The organism is Microbacterium sp. NPDC056569 (genome assembly GCF_042793475.1).
In the GTDB taxonomy this organism is placed as follows: domain Bacteria; phylum Actinomycetota; class Actinomycetes; order Actinomycetales; family Microbacteriaceae; genus Microbacterium.
In genome coordinates, this window is the sequence record NZ_JBHTUV010000010.1 from 56117 (window position 1) to 71677 (window position 15561).

The following is a 15561-nucleotide window of genomic DNA, read 5'->3' on the forward strand; positions in this document are numbered from 1 at the left end:
GGGGATAAACTAGTCCGTCGGGCGAGGCGTTCACGACGCCCGCACCCGACGAGCGTGAATTCAGGAGGACCATGTCCGGGCATTCCAAGTGGGCGACGACCAAGCACAAGAAGGCCGTCATCGACGCGCGCCGTGCGAAGTCGTGGGCCAAGCTCATCAAGAACATCGAAGTGGCCGCAAAGCTCGGCGGGCCAGACCTTCAGGGCAACCCGACCCTGTTCGACGCCGTGCTCAAGGCGAAGAAGACGTCGGTGCCGAAGGACAACATCGACCGCGCGATCAAGCGCGGCGCCGGCATCGGCGGCGAATCGGTCGAGTACGCGTCGATCATGTACGAGGGGTACGGGCCGAACGGCGTGGCGCTCATGATCGAGTGTCTGACCGACAACAAGAACCGCGCGGCGGCCGAGGTGCGCACCGCGCTCACCCGCAACGGCGGCACGCTGGCCGACCCCGGCAGCGTCGCGTACAACTTCACCCGCAAGGGCGTCATCGTCGTCGGCGGGGAAGGCACCAGCGAGGACGACGTGATGCTCGCCGTGCTCGAGGCCGGCGCCGAAGAGGTCGAGCCGCACGCGCAGGGCTTCGAGGTCATCACCGAGGCGACCGACCTCGTGACCGTGCGCTCCGCGCTGCAGGACGCGGGCATCGACTACGAGTCGGCCGACGTCGAGTTCGTCCCCAACCTCAAGGTGGAGGTCGACGCCGACACCGCGCGCAAGGTGTTCCGCCTCATCGACGCCCTCGAGGACAGCGACGACGTCCAGAACGTCTACAGCAACTTCGACCTCACCGCCGAGGTGCAGGCCGAGCTCGAGAGCGACGAGGACTGATCCCGAGCGGATGCTGCGGCCAGGCGCGCCTGGCCGCAGCATCCGTCTTCCTCGCCTAGCGTGGGGGAGTGGCATCCTCCCGCGGTCGTCTGCGCGTGCTCGGAATCGATCCGGGCCTGACGCGCTGCGGTGTCGGCGTCGTCGACGTCGCCCCTGACCGCTCCGCCGTCCTCGTGCACGTCGGGGTGGTCCGCTCCGATCCGGCGGCCCCGATCGAGGAGCGACTCGCGGTGATCGCCGCGGGGCTGCGCGGCGTGCTCGACGCCCACGAGCCCCACGTCGTCGCCGTGGAACGCGTGTTCGCCCAGCACAACCGCGCGACCGTGATGGGGACGGCGCAGGCGAGCGGCATCGCCCTGCTCGTCGCGGGCGAGCGGGGCCTCGCCGCGGCCACGCACACCCCCTCCGAGGTGAAGGCCGCCATCACCGGGTACGGCAACGCCGACAAGCGACAGGTGCAGACGATGGTGGCGCGCGTGCTGCGCCTGGACGAGCTGCCGAAGCCGGCGGATGCCGCCGACGCCCTCGCGCTCGCGCTCTGCCATGCGTGGCGCGGCGCGCCCGCCCGGGCCGCGGCATCCGGTCCGCTCACCCCCGCTCAGCGCGCGTGGGCCGACGCCGAGCGTCTCGCTCGACGATGATCCTGAACGTCGCCGTGCGTGTCGCTCGAACAAACGTCCGAACCGCATCGTAAGCTCGACGCATGATCTCCTCAGTCCGCGGCACCGCGGTGCACGTCGATGCGGATGCGGTCGTCGTCGAGGTCGGCGGAGTCGGCCTCCATGTCGCGGTGACGCCGCAGGTCGCCCGCACCACCCACGTGGGCGACACCGTCACGCTCCACACGTCGCTCATCGTCCGCGAAGACGCCCTGTCGCTCTTCGGCTTCGAGTCGCGCGAGGAGCTCATCGTGTTCGGCCAGCTGCTCGGCGTCACCGGCGTCGGCCCGAAGTCCGCGCTCGGCGTCCTCGCGACGCTGACGGTCCCTCAGATCGCCGACGCCGTCTCCGCCGACGACGACGCTCCTTTCCGTCGCGTCTCGGGCATCGGCCCGAAGACGGCGAAGCTCATCGTGGTGCAGCTCGCCGGCAAGATCGCCGTCACGCGCCCTTCCGGGGCCGTCGGGACGGATGCCGCGACCTCCGCCGCGATCCCCGCACAGGTGGTCCAGGCCCTCGTCGGCCTCGGCTGGTCCGAGCGGGTGGCCGTCGAAGCCGTCGAGAACGTGGCGGTCGACGCCCCCGAGTCCGACCGGTCGTCGGTGCCGGCGCTGCTGCGCCTCACGCTCGCGACGCTCGGCCCCGCCCGGAAGGAGACCGTGAGTGGTTGACGTGCGCGAGGCAGAAGAGCCCGTCGACGAGTCCGAGCTCGCGATCGAGGGGGCGCTGCGACCTACGTCCCTCGCGGAGTTCGTCGGCCAGCAGAAGGTGCGCGGTCAGATGCAGCTGCTGCTCGACGCTGCACGCATCCAGCAGCGCCCTGCGGACCACATCCTGCTGTCGGGGCCCCCGGGGCTCGGCAAGACCACGCTCGCGATGATCGTGGCCTACGAGAGCGGGCGTCCGCTGCGACTCTCCAGCGGCCCCGCGATCCAGCACGCCGGCGATCTCGCGGCACTGCTGTCGAGCCTGACGCCGGGCGAGGTGCTGTTCATCGACGAGGTGCACCGCATGGCGCGCTCGGCGGAGGAGATGCTCTATCTCGCGATGGAGGACTTCCGCATCGACATCATGGTCGGAAAGGGGGCCGGCGCCACGAGCATCCCCCTCGACCTGTCACCCTTCACGCTCGTCGGCGCGACGACGCGGTCGGGCCTGCTCCCGAACCCGCTGCGCGACCGCTTCGGATTCACCGCGCACCTCGAGTACTACGAGCCCGAAGAGCTCGAGCGGGTCATCGAACGCTCCGCGGTGATGCTCGGCGTGACGCTGCCGCCCGCTGCGCGCGCCGAGATCGCGCGGCGGTCGCGGGGCACCCCGCGGATCGCGAACCGTCTGCTGCGCCGCGTGCGCGACTACCTCGTGGTCCACGGCCGCACCGGCGCCGACATCGCGGCGGTCGACGCCGCCCTCGACCTCTACGACGTGGATCGCATCGGGCTCGACCGGCTCGACCGGGCGGTGCTCGACGCCCTCGTGCGACGATTCCGCGGCGGTCCGGTGGGCCTCAGCACGCTCGCCGTCGCGGTCGGCGAGGAGCCGGACACCATCGAGTCGGTGGTCGAGCCGTATCTCGTGCGCATCGGCTTCATGGGCCGCACCCCGCGCGGACGCATCGCGATGCCCGAGGCCTACGCGCACCTGGGGGTGCCGCTGGCCGACTCGGTGCTCGGATTCGATGACCTATAATCGCTGGAGGTTCACACCCCTTCCCTCCCTGCAAGGCATCGCCGCCCTGGCGCCTGCCTGACCCGAAAGGTGCTTCCGGCTCCATGGACTTCGCTTCGTTCCTAGGCAACTACGGCCTCATCATCCTGCTGGTCGTGCTCCTCGTCTTCATGTTCTGGAGCTCCCGCCGCCGCATGCAGAAGCAGAAGGCCGAGCAGGAGGAGAAGGCGCGCCAGACGGTTCCCGGCTCCGAGGTCCTGCTGCAGGGCGGCCTCTACGGCACGATCGTCTCGTACGACGCCGACAACCTCGACCAGCCGGCGATCGTCGAACTGGCCCCCGGCGTGGAGATCAAGGTCCACAGCCAGGCGATCCTGCGGGTCGTCAACCCCGGCGAGCACGCCGTCACCGAGGACGAGTACCTCGCCGCCGAGGAGAGCCACGCCGAGTACGCCGAGGGCGTCGCCAACGGCGACATCACCTCGATCAGCGACGACCAGAACACGGCAGCCGGCAAGGAGAAGACCGACCCCGACGCCGAGACCGGCACCAAGTCGCAGGGCTGACGCCCCTCCGTTCGCCCGTTCGGGCTCTCAAGAAAGCAAAGACGTGGCGACATCCACCCCCGTCCGGCATGCATGGCGCGCGCTGACCGGACTCCTCGCGATCACGGCGCTCCTGTTCGGCATCAACGCGCTCGGCGTGTACGTGTTCGGGCAGAGCTCGTGGACCCCCGCGCTCGCCCTCGACCTCCAGGGCGGAACGCAGATCGTCCTCGAGGCGCAGACCGAGGACGGCGCCGACCCGTCGGCTGAGCAGATGCAGCAGGCCGTCACGATCATCCGTCAGCGCGTCGACGCCTCCGGCGTCGGCGAGGCCGAGGTGACCACCCAGGCGGGCAACCAGATCGTGGTGCAGATCCCGGGTCAGGCCGACGAGGAGACGCGCAACCGCATCGAGGCGTCCGCGCAGCTCCAGCTGCGCGCCGTGCTCTACGCGGGGGCCCCGGCCAACACGTTCGTCGGCGAGGACGGGAACGCGACGCCGTACCCGACGCCCGACCCAACCCTCCAGGCGACGCCGACGACCGCGCCGACCGACGGCAGCGACACGGCGTGGATCACGCCGGCGCTGCAGGCCGAGTTCCTCGCGTACGACTGCGCCGACCCGGCCAACGACCCCGCCAATGCGCCGGCCGACGAGCCGCTCATCACGTGCGACGCCGACGGCACGGTCAAGTACATCCTCGGCCCGGTCGAGCTCGACGGGTCGTCGATCGACGACGCGACGTTCGGCATCCAGCAGAACAACGGGCTGTGGGCGGTCAACCTGTCGTTCGACTCCGAGGGCACCGAGACGTTCGGCCAGATCAGCCAGCGCCTCTATGGTGCGCAGGCTCCGCTGAACCAGTTCGCGTTCGTCCTCGACGGCTACGTGCTGTCGGCTCCGTCGATGAACGGCGTGATCCTCGACGGCAAGCCGAGCATCACGGGCAGCTTCACGCAGGAGACCGCGAAGGTGCTCGCCGACCAGCTGAAGTACGGCGCGCTGCCGCTCAGCTTCACGGTCGAGAGCTCGAACTCGATCTCGGCGACACTCGGTTCGCAGCAGCTGCAGATCGGCCTCATCGCCGGTCTCATCGGCCTGCTCCTGGTCGCGATCTACTCGCTCATCGTCTACCGCGCGCTCGGCTTCATCATCATCGCGTCGCTCGCGGTGATGGCGGTGCTGACCTACGTCACGCTGTGCATCCTCGCGTGGCGCATGGGCTTCCGCCTGTCGCTCGCCGGTGTCGCGGGTCTGATCGTGACGATCGGCTTCACGGCCGACTCGTTCATCGTCTACTTCGAGCGCATCCGAGACGAGCTGCGCGACGGCAAGTCGATCACGGCGGCCGTCGAGGACGGCTGGGGCCGCGCGAAGCGCACGATCTACATCTCGAAGTCGATCAACATCCTCGCCGCAGTGGTGCTCTACATCCTCGCGGACTCGACGGTGAAGGGCTTCGCGTTCACGCTCGGTCTCACGACCGCGATCGACGTCCTGATCTTCATCCTGTTCACACACCCGGTGCTGCAGCTGTTGGCGCGCACGCGGTTCTTCGGGTCGGGGCATCCGCTGTCCGGGCTCGACCCGACCGCGCTCGGCGCCGTCTATCGAGGCCGCGCGCAGTTCCGCGAGCCGGTGCTCGCCACCGGCGCCGCGGGCCGCCGCAGCGCCAAGTCCCGCGGTGAGGCCGCGCGTCGCCAGACCATCGCAGAGCGCAAGCAGGCCGAGCTGGCCGCCGCCGACAGCGCGAAACCCGGCACGAACGTCAAGGAGGGAGACGACTGATGCGCTCCATGAGCCAGTTCGGCAACGACCTCTACACCGGCAAGACGTCGTTCCCGTTCGTCAGCCGCCGCCGCCTGTGGTTCCTCATCGCGGCGATCCTCGTGCTCGGATCCGCCCTCGTGCCGCTGTTCCGCCCGATCCAGTTCTCGATCGAGTTCACGGGCGGCTCGCAGTTCACCGTGAGCGGCGTGACCGCGCCGGTCGACCAGTCGCTCGCGACCGACGCCGTCCACTCGGTGGTCCCCGAAGCGACGACGAAGGTGGTCACCATCGGCGAAGACGCGGTGCGCGTCCAGACCGATCAGATGACGGATGCCGAGAGCCGCGAGGTCTCGGCGGCCCTCGCCGAGGCGTACGACGTGCCCGAGAGCGAAGTCAGCTACGCCTTCATCGGCCCCAGCTGGGGAGCGGACGTCACGCGCCAGTCGCTGTGGGGTCTCGCCATCTTCCTGGCGCTGACCGCGATCATCCTGGCGCTGTACTTCCGCACCTGGAAGATGTCGCTGTCGGCGATCATCGGCCTCGTGGACGTGCTCATCATCACGATCGGCATCTACGCGCTGTTCGGCTTCGAGATCTCGCCCGCGGCCGTCATCGGCTTCCTGACGATCCTCTCGTACGCGCTGTACGACACCACGGTCGTGTTCGACAAGATCAGGGAGAACACCAGCGAAGACGGCGAAGTATCCGGACGCACGTTCGGCGAGTCGGTCAACCTCGCGGTGAACCAGACGCTCGTGCGCTCGATCAACACGACGGTCGTGGCGATCCTGCCGACGGGTGCGATCCTCTTCATCGGCATCGTGTGGGCCGGTGCGCAGACGCTGACCGACCTGTCGCTGTCGATCTTCGTGGGAACGATCGTGGCCGCGTACTCGACGATCTTCGTCGCGGCGCCGCTGTACTCGCTCCTGCGTGAGAACGAGCCGGCGATCAAGACGCGCGACACGCGCGTCGAGGCGGCGCGCGAGCTGGCGGGCACCCCGGCCTGAGGGTCCGCCGCGCGGGCGTAGGATTGTGAGGTCCAGCGGAGGGGAGGGGATCGAGTGACCGAGATCGTCCCCCCCGCCCAGTCCTCGTCGCTGCGGCGCCTGGTGCCTCGGATCTTCTCGAGGTCCGCCCGTCGCGACGACGTCGAGCAGCTTCTTCGGACGGTGCGCACGCACCACCCCAAGGGCGACCTGTCGATCGTCGAGCGCGCCTACTCCGTCGCCGAGACCGCGCACACCGGCCAGCTGCGCCAGAGCGGCGAGCCGTACATCACGCACCCGCTCGCGGTGGCGCAGATCCTCGCGGATCTGGGCCTCGGGCCGCGCGCGATCGCGGCGGCGCTGCTCCACGACACCGTAGAGGACACCGAGTACTCGCTCGAGATGCTCACGAGCGAGTTCGGCGACGAGGTCGCCATGCTCGTGGACGGCGTCACCAAGCTCGACAAGGTCAAGTACGGCGAGAGCGCGCAGGCCGAGACGGTCCGCAAGATGATCGTGGCGATGTCGCGCGACATCCGCGTCCTGCTCATCAAGCTCGCCGACCGGCTGCACAACGCCCGCACGTGGGGCTTCGTGCCGCCGGAGAAGTCCCGCAAGAAGGCGACCGAGACGCTCGAGATCTACGCGCCGCTCGCACACCGGCTCGGCATCCAGGCGATCAAGTCCGAACTCGAAGACCTCTCGTTCGCTGTGCTGCACCCGAAGCTCTACGCCGAGATCGACAGCCTCGTGAAGCAGCGCACGCCCCAGCGCGAACAGTACGTGCAGAACGTCATCGACGCGGTCGACAGCGACCTGCGCGAGCTGCGCATCCGCGGCCGGGTGATGGGGCGGCCCAAGCAGCTGTACTCCGTGTATCAGAAGATGGTCGTCCGGGGCCGTGAGTTCGACGACATCTACGACCTCATCGGCATCCGCGTGCTGGTCGGCAGCGTGCGCGACTGCTACGCCGTGCTGGGGGCGATCCACGCACGGTGGACGCCGCTGCCTGGACGCTTCAAGGACTACATCGCGACCCCGAAGTTCAACCTCTACCAGTCGCTCCACACGACGGTCATCGGCCCGGGCGGCCGCACCGTCGAGATCCAGATCCGCACGCATGAGATGCACCAGCAGGCGGAGTACGGCGTGGCGGCGCACTGGAAGTACAAAGAGCAGATGAACGGCGGCAAGTCGGACTCCAAGTCCGTCGACACCGACATGGCGTGGCTCGCCCACATCTCCGACTGGCAGGCCGAGACCGCCGACCCCGGCGAGTTCCTCGATTCGCTCCGCTTCGAGATCGGCGCCAAGGAGGTCTACGTCTTCACGCCGAAGGGCCGCGTCATCGGCCTGCCCTCGGGGGCGACGCCCGTCGACTTCGCCTACGCGGTCCACACCGAGGTCGGCCACCGCACGATGGGCGCGAAGGTGAACGGGCGGCTCGTGCCGCTCGAGTCCGAGCTCAAGAGCGGCGACGTCGTGGAGGTCTTCACCTCGAAGAACCCCGACGCCGGTCCCAGCCAGGACTGGCTCGGGTTCGTGCGCAGCACGCGCGCCCGCAACAAGATCCGCGGCTGGTTCACGAAGGAGCGCCGCGAAGAGGCGATCGAGCAGGGCAAGGAGTCGATCGCCCGCGCGATGCGCCGGCAGAACCTGCCGCTGCAGCGCCTGATGAGCCAGGACTCGTTCACCGAGGTCGCCCACCAGCTCCGCTACGAGGACGTCTCCGCGCTGTACGCCGCGGTCGGGGAGGGGCACGTCTCGACCCAGTCGGTGATCGAGAAGGTCACCGCCCTCGTCGCGGCGAACGACACGACGACCGGCCCGATCGATCTGCCGGTCGTCGGCAGGGCTCGCGCCCCGCGCAACGGCGACTCCGGCATCCTCGTGCGCGGCGCGCCCGACATCCTCGTCAAGCTCGCGAAGTGCTGCACCCCGGTGCCCGGCGACCAGATCGTCGGGTTCGTCACGCGCGGCAGCGGCGTCTCGGTGCACCGCGCCGACTGCACGAACGTCAAGTCGCTGATGGAGGACCCGGAACGCCTCATCGAGGTCGAGTGGGCGCCCACGACGAAGAGCGTCTTCCTGGTGCAGATCCAGGTCGAGGCGCTCGACCGCTCGGGACTTCTGAGCGACGTCACGCGCGTGCTCAGCGAGCACCACGTCAACATCCTCTCCGCGACGGTCTCCACCTCCAACGACCGGCTGGCGCTCAGCCGCTTCGTCTTCGAGATGGGCGACATCGTCCACCTGGACCGCGTGCTCAACGCGGTGCGGCGCATCGACGCGGTCTACGACGTCTACCGCGTGACGTCCTCCTGAAGATCGGCGACGATCGCACGCAGGCATGCCAGCGCCGACCGCTTGTGGGGGAGCGCACCCGCCTCCAGCCGCGCGATCGCGCGGACCGCAGCATCCGTGTCCGCCTCCGCGAGAAGGCGCGCCGCCTCCGTGTGCTCGTCGTCCCCGGCCCGGGCGAGATCGGCGAGGGTGCGCTCGGGGGTGGTGACGAGCACCCCGCCGACGAGCTGGAGGTCGTCGGCGGCGACCTGGAGGTCGCGATACACCACGCGGCGATCGGGCACGACGTGCAGCCGGCGCGACACGGCGCGCTGCACCGTGTGGCGCGAGGGCGGCAGCGGCAGGCCGCCGTGCACCCATGCCGCAGACAGGTGGGTCGCCGCGAGCGTGTCGCCGAGGATCTCGGCGAGGGAACCCGCCCGCAGGGCCGGCGTCTCCACCGCGTCGGCAGGGATGTACGCGTCGCCGAGGGCGACCAGGTCTCCGTCGAGGCATGCGGCCGTGAGTTCCGCGCGCGAGAGCCGCTCGTCGGCGAAGTAGAGGAAGGGCGATCCCACGGAGGCAGTCTGCCGCACACCGGATGACGCTCGGATGCCGCAGCCCGCCGCTTGTGGAGAACCCGGCCGCCGCGGACGCGACGACCGGGTTCGACACCGCTCAGGAGGGACGGATCAGCCGCCGAGAGCCTTGAGCCACGTGCGACGCGCCTCGAGCGCGTCGGTCGCGTTCGCGATGGCCTTCTTGTCGCCCGACTTCTTGGCTGCCTCGAGCTCGTCCTCGAGCTTCTGGATCGCCTCGGTGAGCTGACGCGTCATGTCGTTCGCGCGGGCCTTCTGCTCGGGATCGTTGCGCTTCCAGTCGGCGTCCTCGCGCGAGCGCAGGGCGTTCTCGACGCGGCGCAGCTCGTCATCGAGCGAACGCTCGGTCTCGCGCGGGAAGATGCGGCCGATCTCGTCCCAGCGGCGCTGGATGCCCGTGAGGACGGCGCGCGCCTTGGCGATGTCGCGCTCGTCGCCGACAGCCTTCGCCTCCTCGAGGAGGGCGCGCTTGAGCTCGATCTTCTCGCGCGACGCTTCGGCGTCCGCCGCCTCGCGCTCGATGCGTGCGCCGTACAGCGCGTCGCCGGCGGCCTTGAACCGCGCCCACAGCGCATCGTCGACCTTCTTGCCCGCACGGCCCGCGGTCTTCCACTGGTCGAGCAGCTCGCGGTACGCGGGGATGCCGTCCTCGCCCTTGGGCGCGAGGGCCTCGGCCTTCTCGACCAGCCGGGTCTTGCGGTCGCGGACGCCCTTGTGCGCCTCGTCGAGCTCGGCGTAGAACGCCCGGCGGTGCTTGTCGACCGTGGCGCGCGCATCGCGGAATCGCTTCCAGAGCTGCTGCGCGGTGGCCTTGGGCAGCCGGGGGCCGTTCTGCTGCTGGGACTGCCACTGGTCGAACAGCGAGTTGAGTTCGGCCGTCGCCTGCTTCCACTGCACGGTGCGCGGGTCGCGGGCGGCGAGTGCCTCGGCCTTCTCGACCAGCTCGGTACGCGCCTTGACAGCGTCGTCGACGGCTTCCCGCGCGGCGACCGCCTCGGTCGCGGACTCGGCGGCGAGCGTCTCGGTGAGCGCGGCGACGCGCGCGACGAGGCTCGCGATGTCGCCCACGGCGGCCGCGCCGTCGAGCTTGCCGTTGATCGTCCGCGCGGTCGAGCGCAGGTCGGAGGCGGAGGCGCCGCCACGACGGTGGCGCACCTCGAGGAGGGTCACCTCGCTCGCGAGGTCGTTGTACTTGCGCTCGAAGTAGGCCAGCGCCTCTTCGGCGGAGCCGTCGGGGTACTGTCCCACGACACGCCACCCGTCGGCCTCGCGGACCGAGACGGTGCCGTCGTCGTCGACGCGGCCCCACGGCTCATCGGCGGACGGGGAGGCCTCGACGACGACGTCCACGACCTCGACCGCGACGACGTCGCCGTCTTCGACGACCTCTGCGACTCCGACCACCTCGACGGCGACGACCTCGGAGTCCTCGATGACCTCCACGACGTCGATCTCGACGACCTCGACCTCGAGGTCGTCGACGGATTCCGCCGCGACGAGGTCATCCGTCGCCTCCTCGGATTCGACCGCGTCGGCGGCAGAGGCGTCCTCCGCGGGCGCGGCCGACTCGGTCTCTGTGGAGTCGTCGGCGGTGGTCGCGTCCGCGTCCGCCGCGAGATCTGTCTCGGTGGCGGCGTCGTCGGCGACGGCCGGGGTCTCGTTGTCGTCGGCCCCGGTGGTCTCGGGAACGTCGGTCTCGGGCTGGAAGTCTGCTGCGGCAGTCACGGGTTGCACCTCATCGCGGCTCGCGCCGTCTGTAGGGAGTAGGACGGCTCACAGCCTAGTACGGCGGATGCCTCGTCCGAGGTGCAGTTGTGGCGCGAGACGCCGGATGTCAGGGGGTCGGCGTGGGCGTCGCGCCCGGCCCCGGCGTGGTCGCCGTCGGCGTCGGCTCCGGCGTGGTCGAAGCCGGGGTCGACGACGGCGACGGCTCGGGGGCACCGGGGCCGGCGACGAAGTAGAGCGTCTGCGCACCGATCAGACCGAGCACGAGCACGCCGCCGACGATGCCGGCGATCAGGTTGTCGCGCGTGCGGCGGCGCGCCTGGCCGTCGTGGAACTGACGTCGCGCCTCGTACAGCCGCGTGCGCTCCCGCGCAGCACGCGCGTCGCGGTCCTTGCCACCGGTCGCCACGTGACCTCCTCGTTCGGTTCGTGTCAGGCTCATGCGCCTCGTGCCAGGCAGCGCCCGGGCGGCTTGATCATACGGGCCCGCACCCCGGCCGCCAAACCACGACGGAGCCCGTGTCGCCGGCCCGGGATAGCCTGGTGGGGTGACAGGTCCCACCGCGCTCTTCCAGGGGCTGACGCCTCTCGCCGTGCGCATGCGACCGACCTCGCTCGACGAGGTCGCGGGGCAGTCGCACCTGCTGCGCGCGGGGTCCCCGCTGGTGACGCTCGCGAATCCGGATGCCGCGGCCCGCGCTGCGACGTCGGTCATCCTGTGGGGACCGCCCGGCACGGGAAAGACCACGCTCGCGCAGGCGATCGCCCGCTCCTCCGGGCGCCGGTTCGTCGAGCTCTCGGCGGTGACCGCCGGCGTGCGCGACGTGCGCGAGGTCATGCAGGAGGCCTTGACCCAGCGCGATCTCTACGGCCAGTCCACCATCCTGTTCCTCGACGAGATCCACCGCTTCACGAAGGCCCAGCAGGATGCCCTGCTGCCGGGCGTAGAGAACGGCTGGGTCGTGCTCATCGCGGCGACGACCGAGAATCCGTCGTTCTCGGTGATCTCGCCACTTCTGTCTCGGTCGCTGCTGCTGACGCTGAAGCCGCTCACCGACGAAGACCTCGGCATGCTCCTCGACCGGGCGGTGTCCGATCCCCGGGGCTTGTCGGGCGCGGTGGTGCTCGGGGGCGAAGCGCGCGCAGCGCTCGTGCGGCTCGCATCGGGCGACGCACGCCGCGCATTGACGGCACTCGAGGCGGCAGCATCCCTCGCGCTGCCGAATGATGACGACGACGAAGACGCGGCGGCGACCCCCGAGATCTCGGCCGAGAACGTCGCCCAGGCGGTCGATCGGGCTCTGCTGCGCTACGACCGCCAGGGCGATGAGCACTACGACGTGATCAGCGCCTTCATCAAGTCCATCCGCGGCTCGGACGTGGACGCCGCGATGCACTACCTCGCGCGCATGATCGAGGCCGGGGAAGACCCGCGGTTCATCGCCCGCCGCCTCATCATCTCGGCTGCGGAGGACATCGGCCTCGCCGACCCCCAGGCGCTGCCGATCGCCGTGGCCGCCGCAGACGCGGTGCAGTTCATCGGCATGCCCGAGGGCCGCATCCCTCTCGCGGAGGCGACCGCGTACCTCGCGACGACCGCGAAGTCGAACGCGGCCTACCTCGCGATCGACGCGGCGATCGCCGACGTGCGCTCGGGTGGCTTCGGCCGCGTGCCGATCCACCTGCGCGACGCGCACTACCCGGGGGCGAAGCGCCTGGGCCACGGCAAGGGCTACGTCTACCCGCACGACGCCGAGATCGGCATCGCCGCCCAGCAGTACCTCCCCGACGAACTGCGGGGCCGTCGCTACTACGAGCCGAAGGCGCTCGGTGCCGAGCGCGACGTCCAGGCGCGCCTCGAGAAGATCCGTCGCATCCTCGACGGCGGTTGACGGTCGTCGGTTGACGTGCGATATCCCTCAGAGGTAGATTAATATCCCTCAGAGGGATATCGCCCTCATCGTGTCAGGAGGTGCCGCATGCAACTCGTGATCCTCGGCCTGCTGCTCGGCGGCCCGCTGTCGCTCTATGACCTGCAGAAGCGGTTCGCCGCCGGCATCTCGCTGTTCTACAGCGCGAGCTCCGGCAGCATCCAGCGCGCCCTGCAGCACCTCGTGCACGACGGTTCCGTGGTCGTCGCGGAGGCCGACGGCAGCCGGCGCGGCCGCAAGGTCCACCGGATCACCGACCGGGGGCGTGAACGTTGGCGCGCGTGGATGAGGGCACCGATCTCCACGGGAACGGATGCTGAGACAACTGTCCTCGCGAAGGTCTACCTGCTCGGCCGGCTCGACGCTCCGGAGGACCGGGCGGATGCGATCCGCAGCATCCGTGACCACATCGATGGTTCGCGCGCGGCGCTGGAGACCCTCGCGACCGAGGTCGACGCGCAGGCTGCGGGCCTCGACGACGCGTCGCGGCGAATCTTCTCGTTCCAGCGCGCGACCCTCGACTACGGGCTGCGCTCGCATGCCCTCATGCGCGAGTGGATCGACGAAGTGGGGGACCGCGGATGAGCGAGAAGCAGCAGGCGACCCGTGCGCGCGCACTCTTCGGCGCAGCCGCCGCCGTGGCCCTCGTCGTGGCCGTCATCTTCGCAACCGTCGGCGACGGGGTCGAGGTCCCCGGGGTGACGGGACTGCGTGCCTGGGTGATCGATGGCGGCCACACACTCGTGTGGGTGCTGCTGACCGTGGCCTTCGCGATCGCCGCGGTGCGCGCCGCGTGGAGCCGGCTGTCGAACGGGATCGCGATCGCCGCGGGGATCACCTACGCCGTCTTCCTGATCGCCGTGTTCGTGTGGAGGTGACCCGATGACCCTCGCTCCCGCCGCCGTCGCCGCCGTCGTCGCGTGCCTCGTGCTCGGCGCCCTCGCCGTGCTGCAGATCTGCGTCGCCGCGGGTGCTCCGTGGGGCAGGTTGGTGTGGGGCGGGGCGCACCGCGTGCTGCCCCGCCGGCTGCGCATCGCCAGCGCGGCGTCGGTCCTGCTCTACGCGGGCTTCGCTGCGGTCCTCCTCAGTCGCGCGGGAATTCTGCCCGGCGGCGACAGCATCGTCATCCGCATCCTGACCTGGCTGCTCTTCGCCTATTTCGCCGTCGGGATCGTCATGAACGCGATCTCGCGCAGTCGCGCCGAGCGCCTCACGATGACCCCCGTGTGCGTGGTGCTCGCGGCGTCGACGCTGGTCATCGCCCTCTCATGAAGGCCCGACGCCGCGTCTGGTAGGCTTGAGCGGCTCGAAACGCCGTTTTCGGGCATCCCCTCTCTTCCTGACCTACCTTCCGGCATGCCCCGGCGTGCAGTCCGGACAGGGCGAAGACAGGGCGATACGTCCGCGAGCCGTGAAAGACACGGCAGCGTCATCGAAAGGAACACTTCGTGGCAACGAAGTCCCAGGACCGCCGCAAGGTCCGTCTGTCGCGCGCCCTCGGCGTCGCGCTCACCCCCAAGGCCGCCCGCTACCTCGAGAAGCGTCCCTACGCACCGGGCGAGCACGGCCGCACCAAGCGCAAGCAGGACAGCGACTACGCCGTCCGCCTCCGCGAGAAGCAGCGTCTGCGCGAGCAGTACGGCATCCGCGAGAAGCAGCTGCGCATCCAGTTCAACGAGGCCCGCCGCACCCAGGGCCTGACGGGTGAGAACCTCGTCGAGCAGCTCGAGATGCGTCTGGACGCGCTCGTCCTGCGCGCCGGCTTCGCCCGCACCACCGCGCAGGCGCGTCAGCTCGTCGTGCACCGCCACATCCTCGTGGACGGCCAGCTCGTCGACCGCCCGTCGTTCCGCGTGAAGCCGGGTCAGCTCATCCACGTCAAGGCCAAGAGCGAGGGCCTCGAGCCCTTCCAGGTCGCAGCTCTCGGCGGTCACGCCGAGGTCCTGCCGCCCGTTCCGGGCTACCTCGAGGTCGAGCTCGACAAGCTCCAGGCCCGTCTCGTGCGTCGCCCCAAGCGCGCCGAGGTCCCCGTGGTCTGCGACGTCCAGCTCGTCGTCGAGTACTACGCGGCGCGCTAGCGCCGCGGGCGGATGCGGTGCGCAGCACCGCGTCCGCAAAGGGTACAGCTCGCTGATACTCAGCAACGCATGAAGGGCGTCGGGGTCACCCGGCGCCCTTCGTCGTTTCCGCATACGATGGGGGGATGCCGCGCCCCGGCGGCCCGCGAGGAAGTGGTGACATGAAGAACCTCCTGTGGTTCCTGTTCGGCATCGCCGGCGGATTCGTTCTCGCGCACCTGGTCAACAAGGACCCGCGCGGCCACGAGATCCTCGCCGATGTCGACGCCCGCATCACGGAGTTCACCGACCGCATGGGCGACGCGTATCGCGAACAGGAGGCGCGCTTCGCCGGCCTCGTCGACGACGTGAGGGATGCCGCCGCCGACGCGGCGTCGAGCGCCCGGGCCGCAGCATCCGATGCCGTCGAGAACGTCGCCGACGCCGTCGGCGACGCGGCCCGCAAGATCGCCGACTGAGCGACAGCAGATGCCCCGGCGG

Annotated in this window: 17 protein-coding genes; 14 read left to right on the forward strand and 3 right to left on the reverse strand. The window is 70.1% G+C overall.

Going from position 1 to position 15561, the window contains the following annotated elements:
* Positions 1-71: 71 nt before the first annotated feature.
* The 8 genes from ACFQ7C_RS12805 (at position 72) to ACFQ7C_RS12840 (ending at position 8790) form a co-directional block, all read left to right on the forward strand.
* Positions 72-833 (forward strand): YebC/PmpR family DNA-binding transcriptional regulator, encoded by a 762-nt coding sequence (locus ACFQ7C_RS12805; RefSeq protein ID WP_378901463.1) that lies wholly within the window; start codon positions 72-74, stop codon positions 831-833.
* 68 nt (positions 834-901) lie between these two features.
* Positions 902-1474 carry a crossover junction endodeoxyribonuclease RuvC gene (gene ruvC / locus ACFQ7C_RS12810; RefSeq protein ID WP_378901466.1) on the forward strand — a complete coding sequence of 191 codons (573 nt, stop codon included), beginning with the start codon at positions 902-904 and terminating at the stop codon, positions 1472-1474.
* A 62-nt stretch (positions 1475-1536) separates the two neighbouring features.
* Positions 1537-2163, forward strand: coding sequence for a Holliday junction branch migration protein RuvA (ruvA, locus tag ACFQ7C_RS12815; RefSeq protein WP_378901469.1), 627 nt, complete (start codon positions 1537-1539; stop codon positions 2161-2163).
* Complete coding sequence (gene ruvB / locus ACFQ7C_RS12820; RefSeq protein ID WP_378901472.1) at positions 2156-3181, forward strand: Holliday junction branch migration DNA helicase RuvB; 1026 nt, start codon at positions 2156-2158, stop codon at positions 3179-3181. Before ruvA ends, ruvB begins: the two co-directional genes overlap by 8 nt.
* 83 nt (positions 3182-3264) lie before the next feature.
* Entirely contained in the window at positions 3265-3726 is a 462-nt protein-coding gene (gene yajC, locus ACFQ7C_RS12825; RefSeq protein WP_378901475.1) for a preprotein translocase subunit YajC, read from the forward strand.
* Between the two features lie 43 nt (positions 3727-3769).
* Complete coding sequence (secD, locus tag ACFQ7C_RS12830) at positions 3770-5494, forward strand: protein translocase subunit SecD (protein WP_378901478.1); 1725 nt, start codon at positions 3770-3772, stop codon at positions 5492-5494.
* On the forward strand, positions 5494-6486 hold the full coding sequence (gene secF, locus ACFQ7C_RS12835; RefSeq protein WP_378901481.1) for a protein translocase subunit SecF: 993 nt from the start codon (positions 5494-5496) through the stop codon (positions 6484-6486). Before secD ends, secF begins: the two co-directional genes overlap by 1 nt.
* Before the next feature lie 54 nt (positions 6487-6540).
* Complete coding sequence (locus ACFQ7C_RS12840; RefSeq protein ID WP_378901484.1) at positions 6541-8790, forward strand: RelA/SpoT family protein; 2250 nt, start codon at positions 6541-6543, stop codon at positions 8788-8790.
* On the opposite strand, the gene ACFQ7C_RS12845 is transcribed toward ACFQ7C_RS12840, so the two are convergent.
* The 3 genes from ACFQ7C_RS12845 to ACFQ7C_RS12855 all read right to left on the reverse strand — a co-directional run bounded on the left by ACFQ7C_RS12845 (position 8769) and on the right by ACFQ7C_RS12855 (position 11481).
* Positions 8769-9326: a hypothetical protein gene (locus tag ACFQ7C_RS12845; protein ID WP_378901487.1), complete on the reverse strand. Its 558-nt coding sequence runs from the start codon at positions 9324-9326 to the stop codon at positions 8769-8771. The two genes, ACFQ7C_RS12840 and ACFQ7C_RS12845, sit on opposite strands and share 22 nt — an antisense overlap.
* A 114-nt stretch (positions 9327-9440) precedes the next feature.
* Positions 9441-11072: a DUF349 domain-containing protein gene (locus tag ACFQ7C_RS12850; RefSeq protein ID WP_378901490.1), complete on the reverse strand. Its 1632-nt coding sequence runs from the start codon at positions 11070-11072 to the stop codon at positions 9441-9443.
* A gap of 109 nt (positions 11073-11181) precedes the next feature.
* Positions 11182-11481: a dioxygenase gene (locus ACFQ7C_RS12855; protein ID WP_378901493.1), complete on the reverse strand. Its 300-nt coding sequence runs from the start codon at positions 11479-11481 to the stop codon at positions 11182-11184.
* A 139-nt stretch (positions 11482-11620) separates the two neighbouring features.
* Between ACFQ7C_RS12855 and ACFQ7C_RS12860 the strand changes: the two genes are divergently transcribed.
* From ACFQ7C_RS12860 to ACFQ7C_RS12885, 6 genes are all read left to right on the forward strand, one after another.
* The gene (locus ACFQ7C_RS12860) at positions 11621-12964 is read left to right on the forward strand and encodes a replication-associated recombination protein A (RefSeq protein WP_378901496.1); all 1344 of its coding nucleotides are present in this window, start codon (positions 11621-11623) and stop codon (positions 12962-12964) included.
* 87 nt (positions 12965-13051) lie between these two features.
* On the forward strand, positions 13052-13588 hold the full coding sequence (locus ACFQ7C_RS12865) for a PadR family transcriptional regulator (RefSeq protein ID WP_378901499.1): 537 nt from the start codon (positions 13052-13054) through the stop codon (positions 13586-13588).
* Positions 13585-13881 (forward strand): hypothetical protein, encoded by a 297-nt coding sequence (locus tag ACFQ7C_RS12870; protein ID WP_378901502.1) that lies wholly within the window; start codon positions 13585-13587, stop codon positions 13879-13881. The genes ACFQ7C_RS12865 and ACFQ7C_RS12870 overlap by 4 nt, the downstream gene beginning before the upstream one ends.
* Before the next feature lie 4 nt (positions 13882-13885).
* Positions 13886-14275 carry a hypothetical protein gene (locus tag ACFQ7C_RS12875; protein ID WP_378901505.1) on the forward strand — a complete coding sequence of 130 codons (390 nt, stop codon included), beginning with the start codon at positions 13886-13888 and terminating at the stop codon, positions 14273-14275.
* Positions 14276-14451: 176 nt separating this feature from the next.
* Positions 14452-15081 (forward strand): 30S ribosomal protein S4, encoded by a 630-nt coding sequence (rpsD, locus tag ACFQ7C_RS12880; RefSeq protein WP_159844222.1) that lies wholly within the window; start codon positions 14452-14454, stop codon positions 15079-15081.
* 161 nt (positions 15082-15242) lie between these two features.
* Positions 15243-15539 (forward strand): ATPase, encoded by a 297-nt coding sequence (locus ACFQ7C_RS12885; RefSeq protein WP_378901509.1) that lies wholly within the window; start codon positions 15243-15245, stop codon positions 15537-15539.
* The last annotated feature ends 22 nt before the right edge of the window (positions 15540-15561 follow it).

Excerpts from the sequence above, each read along its gene's own strand:
- ACFQ7C_RS12805 (WP_378901463.1), top strand. The coding sequence starts at position 72 with ATGTCCGGGCATTCCAAGTGGGCGACGACCAAGCACAAGAAGGCCGTC.
- ruvA (WP_378901469.1), top strand. The coding sequence starts at position 1,537 with ATGATCTCCTCAGTCCGCGGCACCGCGGTGCACGTCGATGCGGATGCG.
- yajC (WP_378901475.1), top strand. The coding sequence starts at position 3,265 with ATGGACTTCGCTTCGTTCCTAGGCAACTACGGCCTCATCATCCTGCTG.
- secF (WP_378901481.1), top strand. The coding sequence starts at position 5,494 with ATGCGCTCCATGAGCCAGTTCGGCAACGACCTCTACACCGGCAAGACG.
- ACFQ7C_RS12865 (WP_378901499.1), top strand. The coding sequence starts at position 13,052 with ATGCAACTCGTGATCCTCGGCCTGCTGCTCGGCGGCCCGCTGTCGCTC.
- ACFQ7C_RS12870 (WP_378901502.1), top strand. The coding sequence starts at position 13,585 with ATGAGCGAGAAGCAGCAGGCGACCCGTGCGCGCGCACTCTTCGGCGCA.
- ACFQ7C_RS12875 (WP_378901505.1), top strand. The coding sequence starts at position 13,886 with ATGACCCTCGCTCCCGCCGCCGTCGCCGCCGTCGTCGCGTGCCTCGTG.
- ACFQ7C_RS12885 (WP_378901509.1), top strand. The coding sequence starts at position 15,243 with ATGAAGAACCTCCTGTGGTTCCTGTTCGGCATCGCCGGCGGATTCGTT.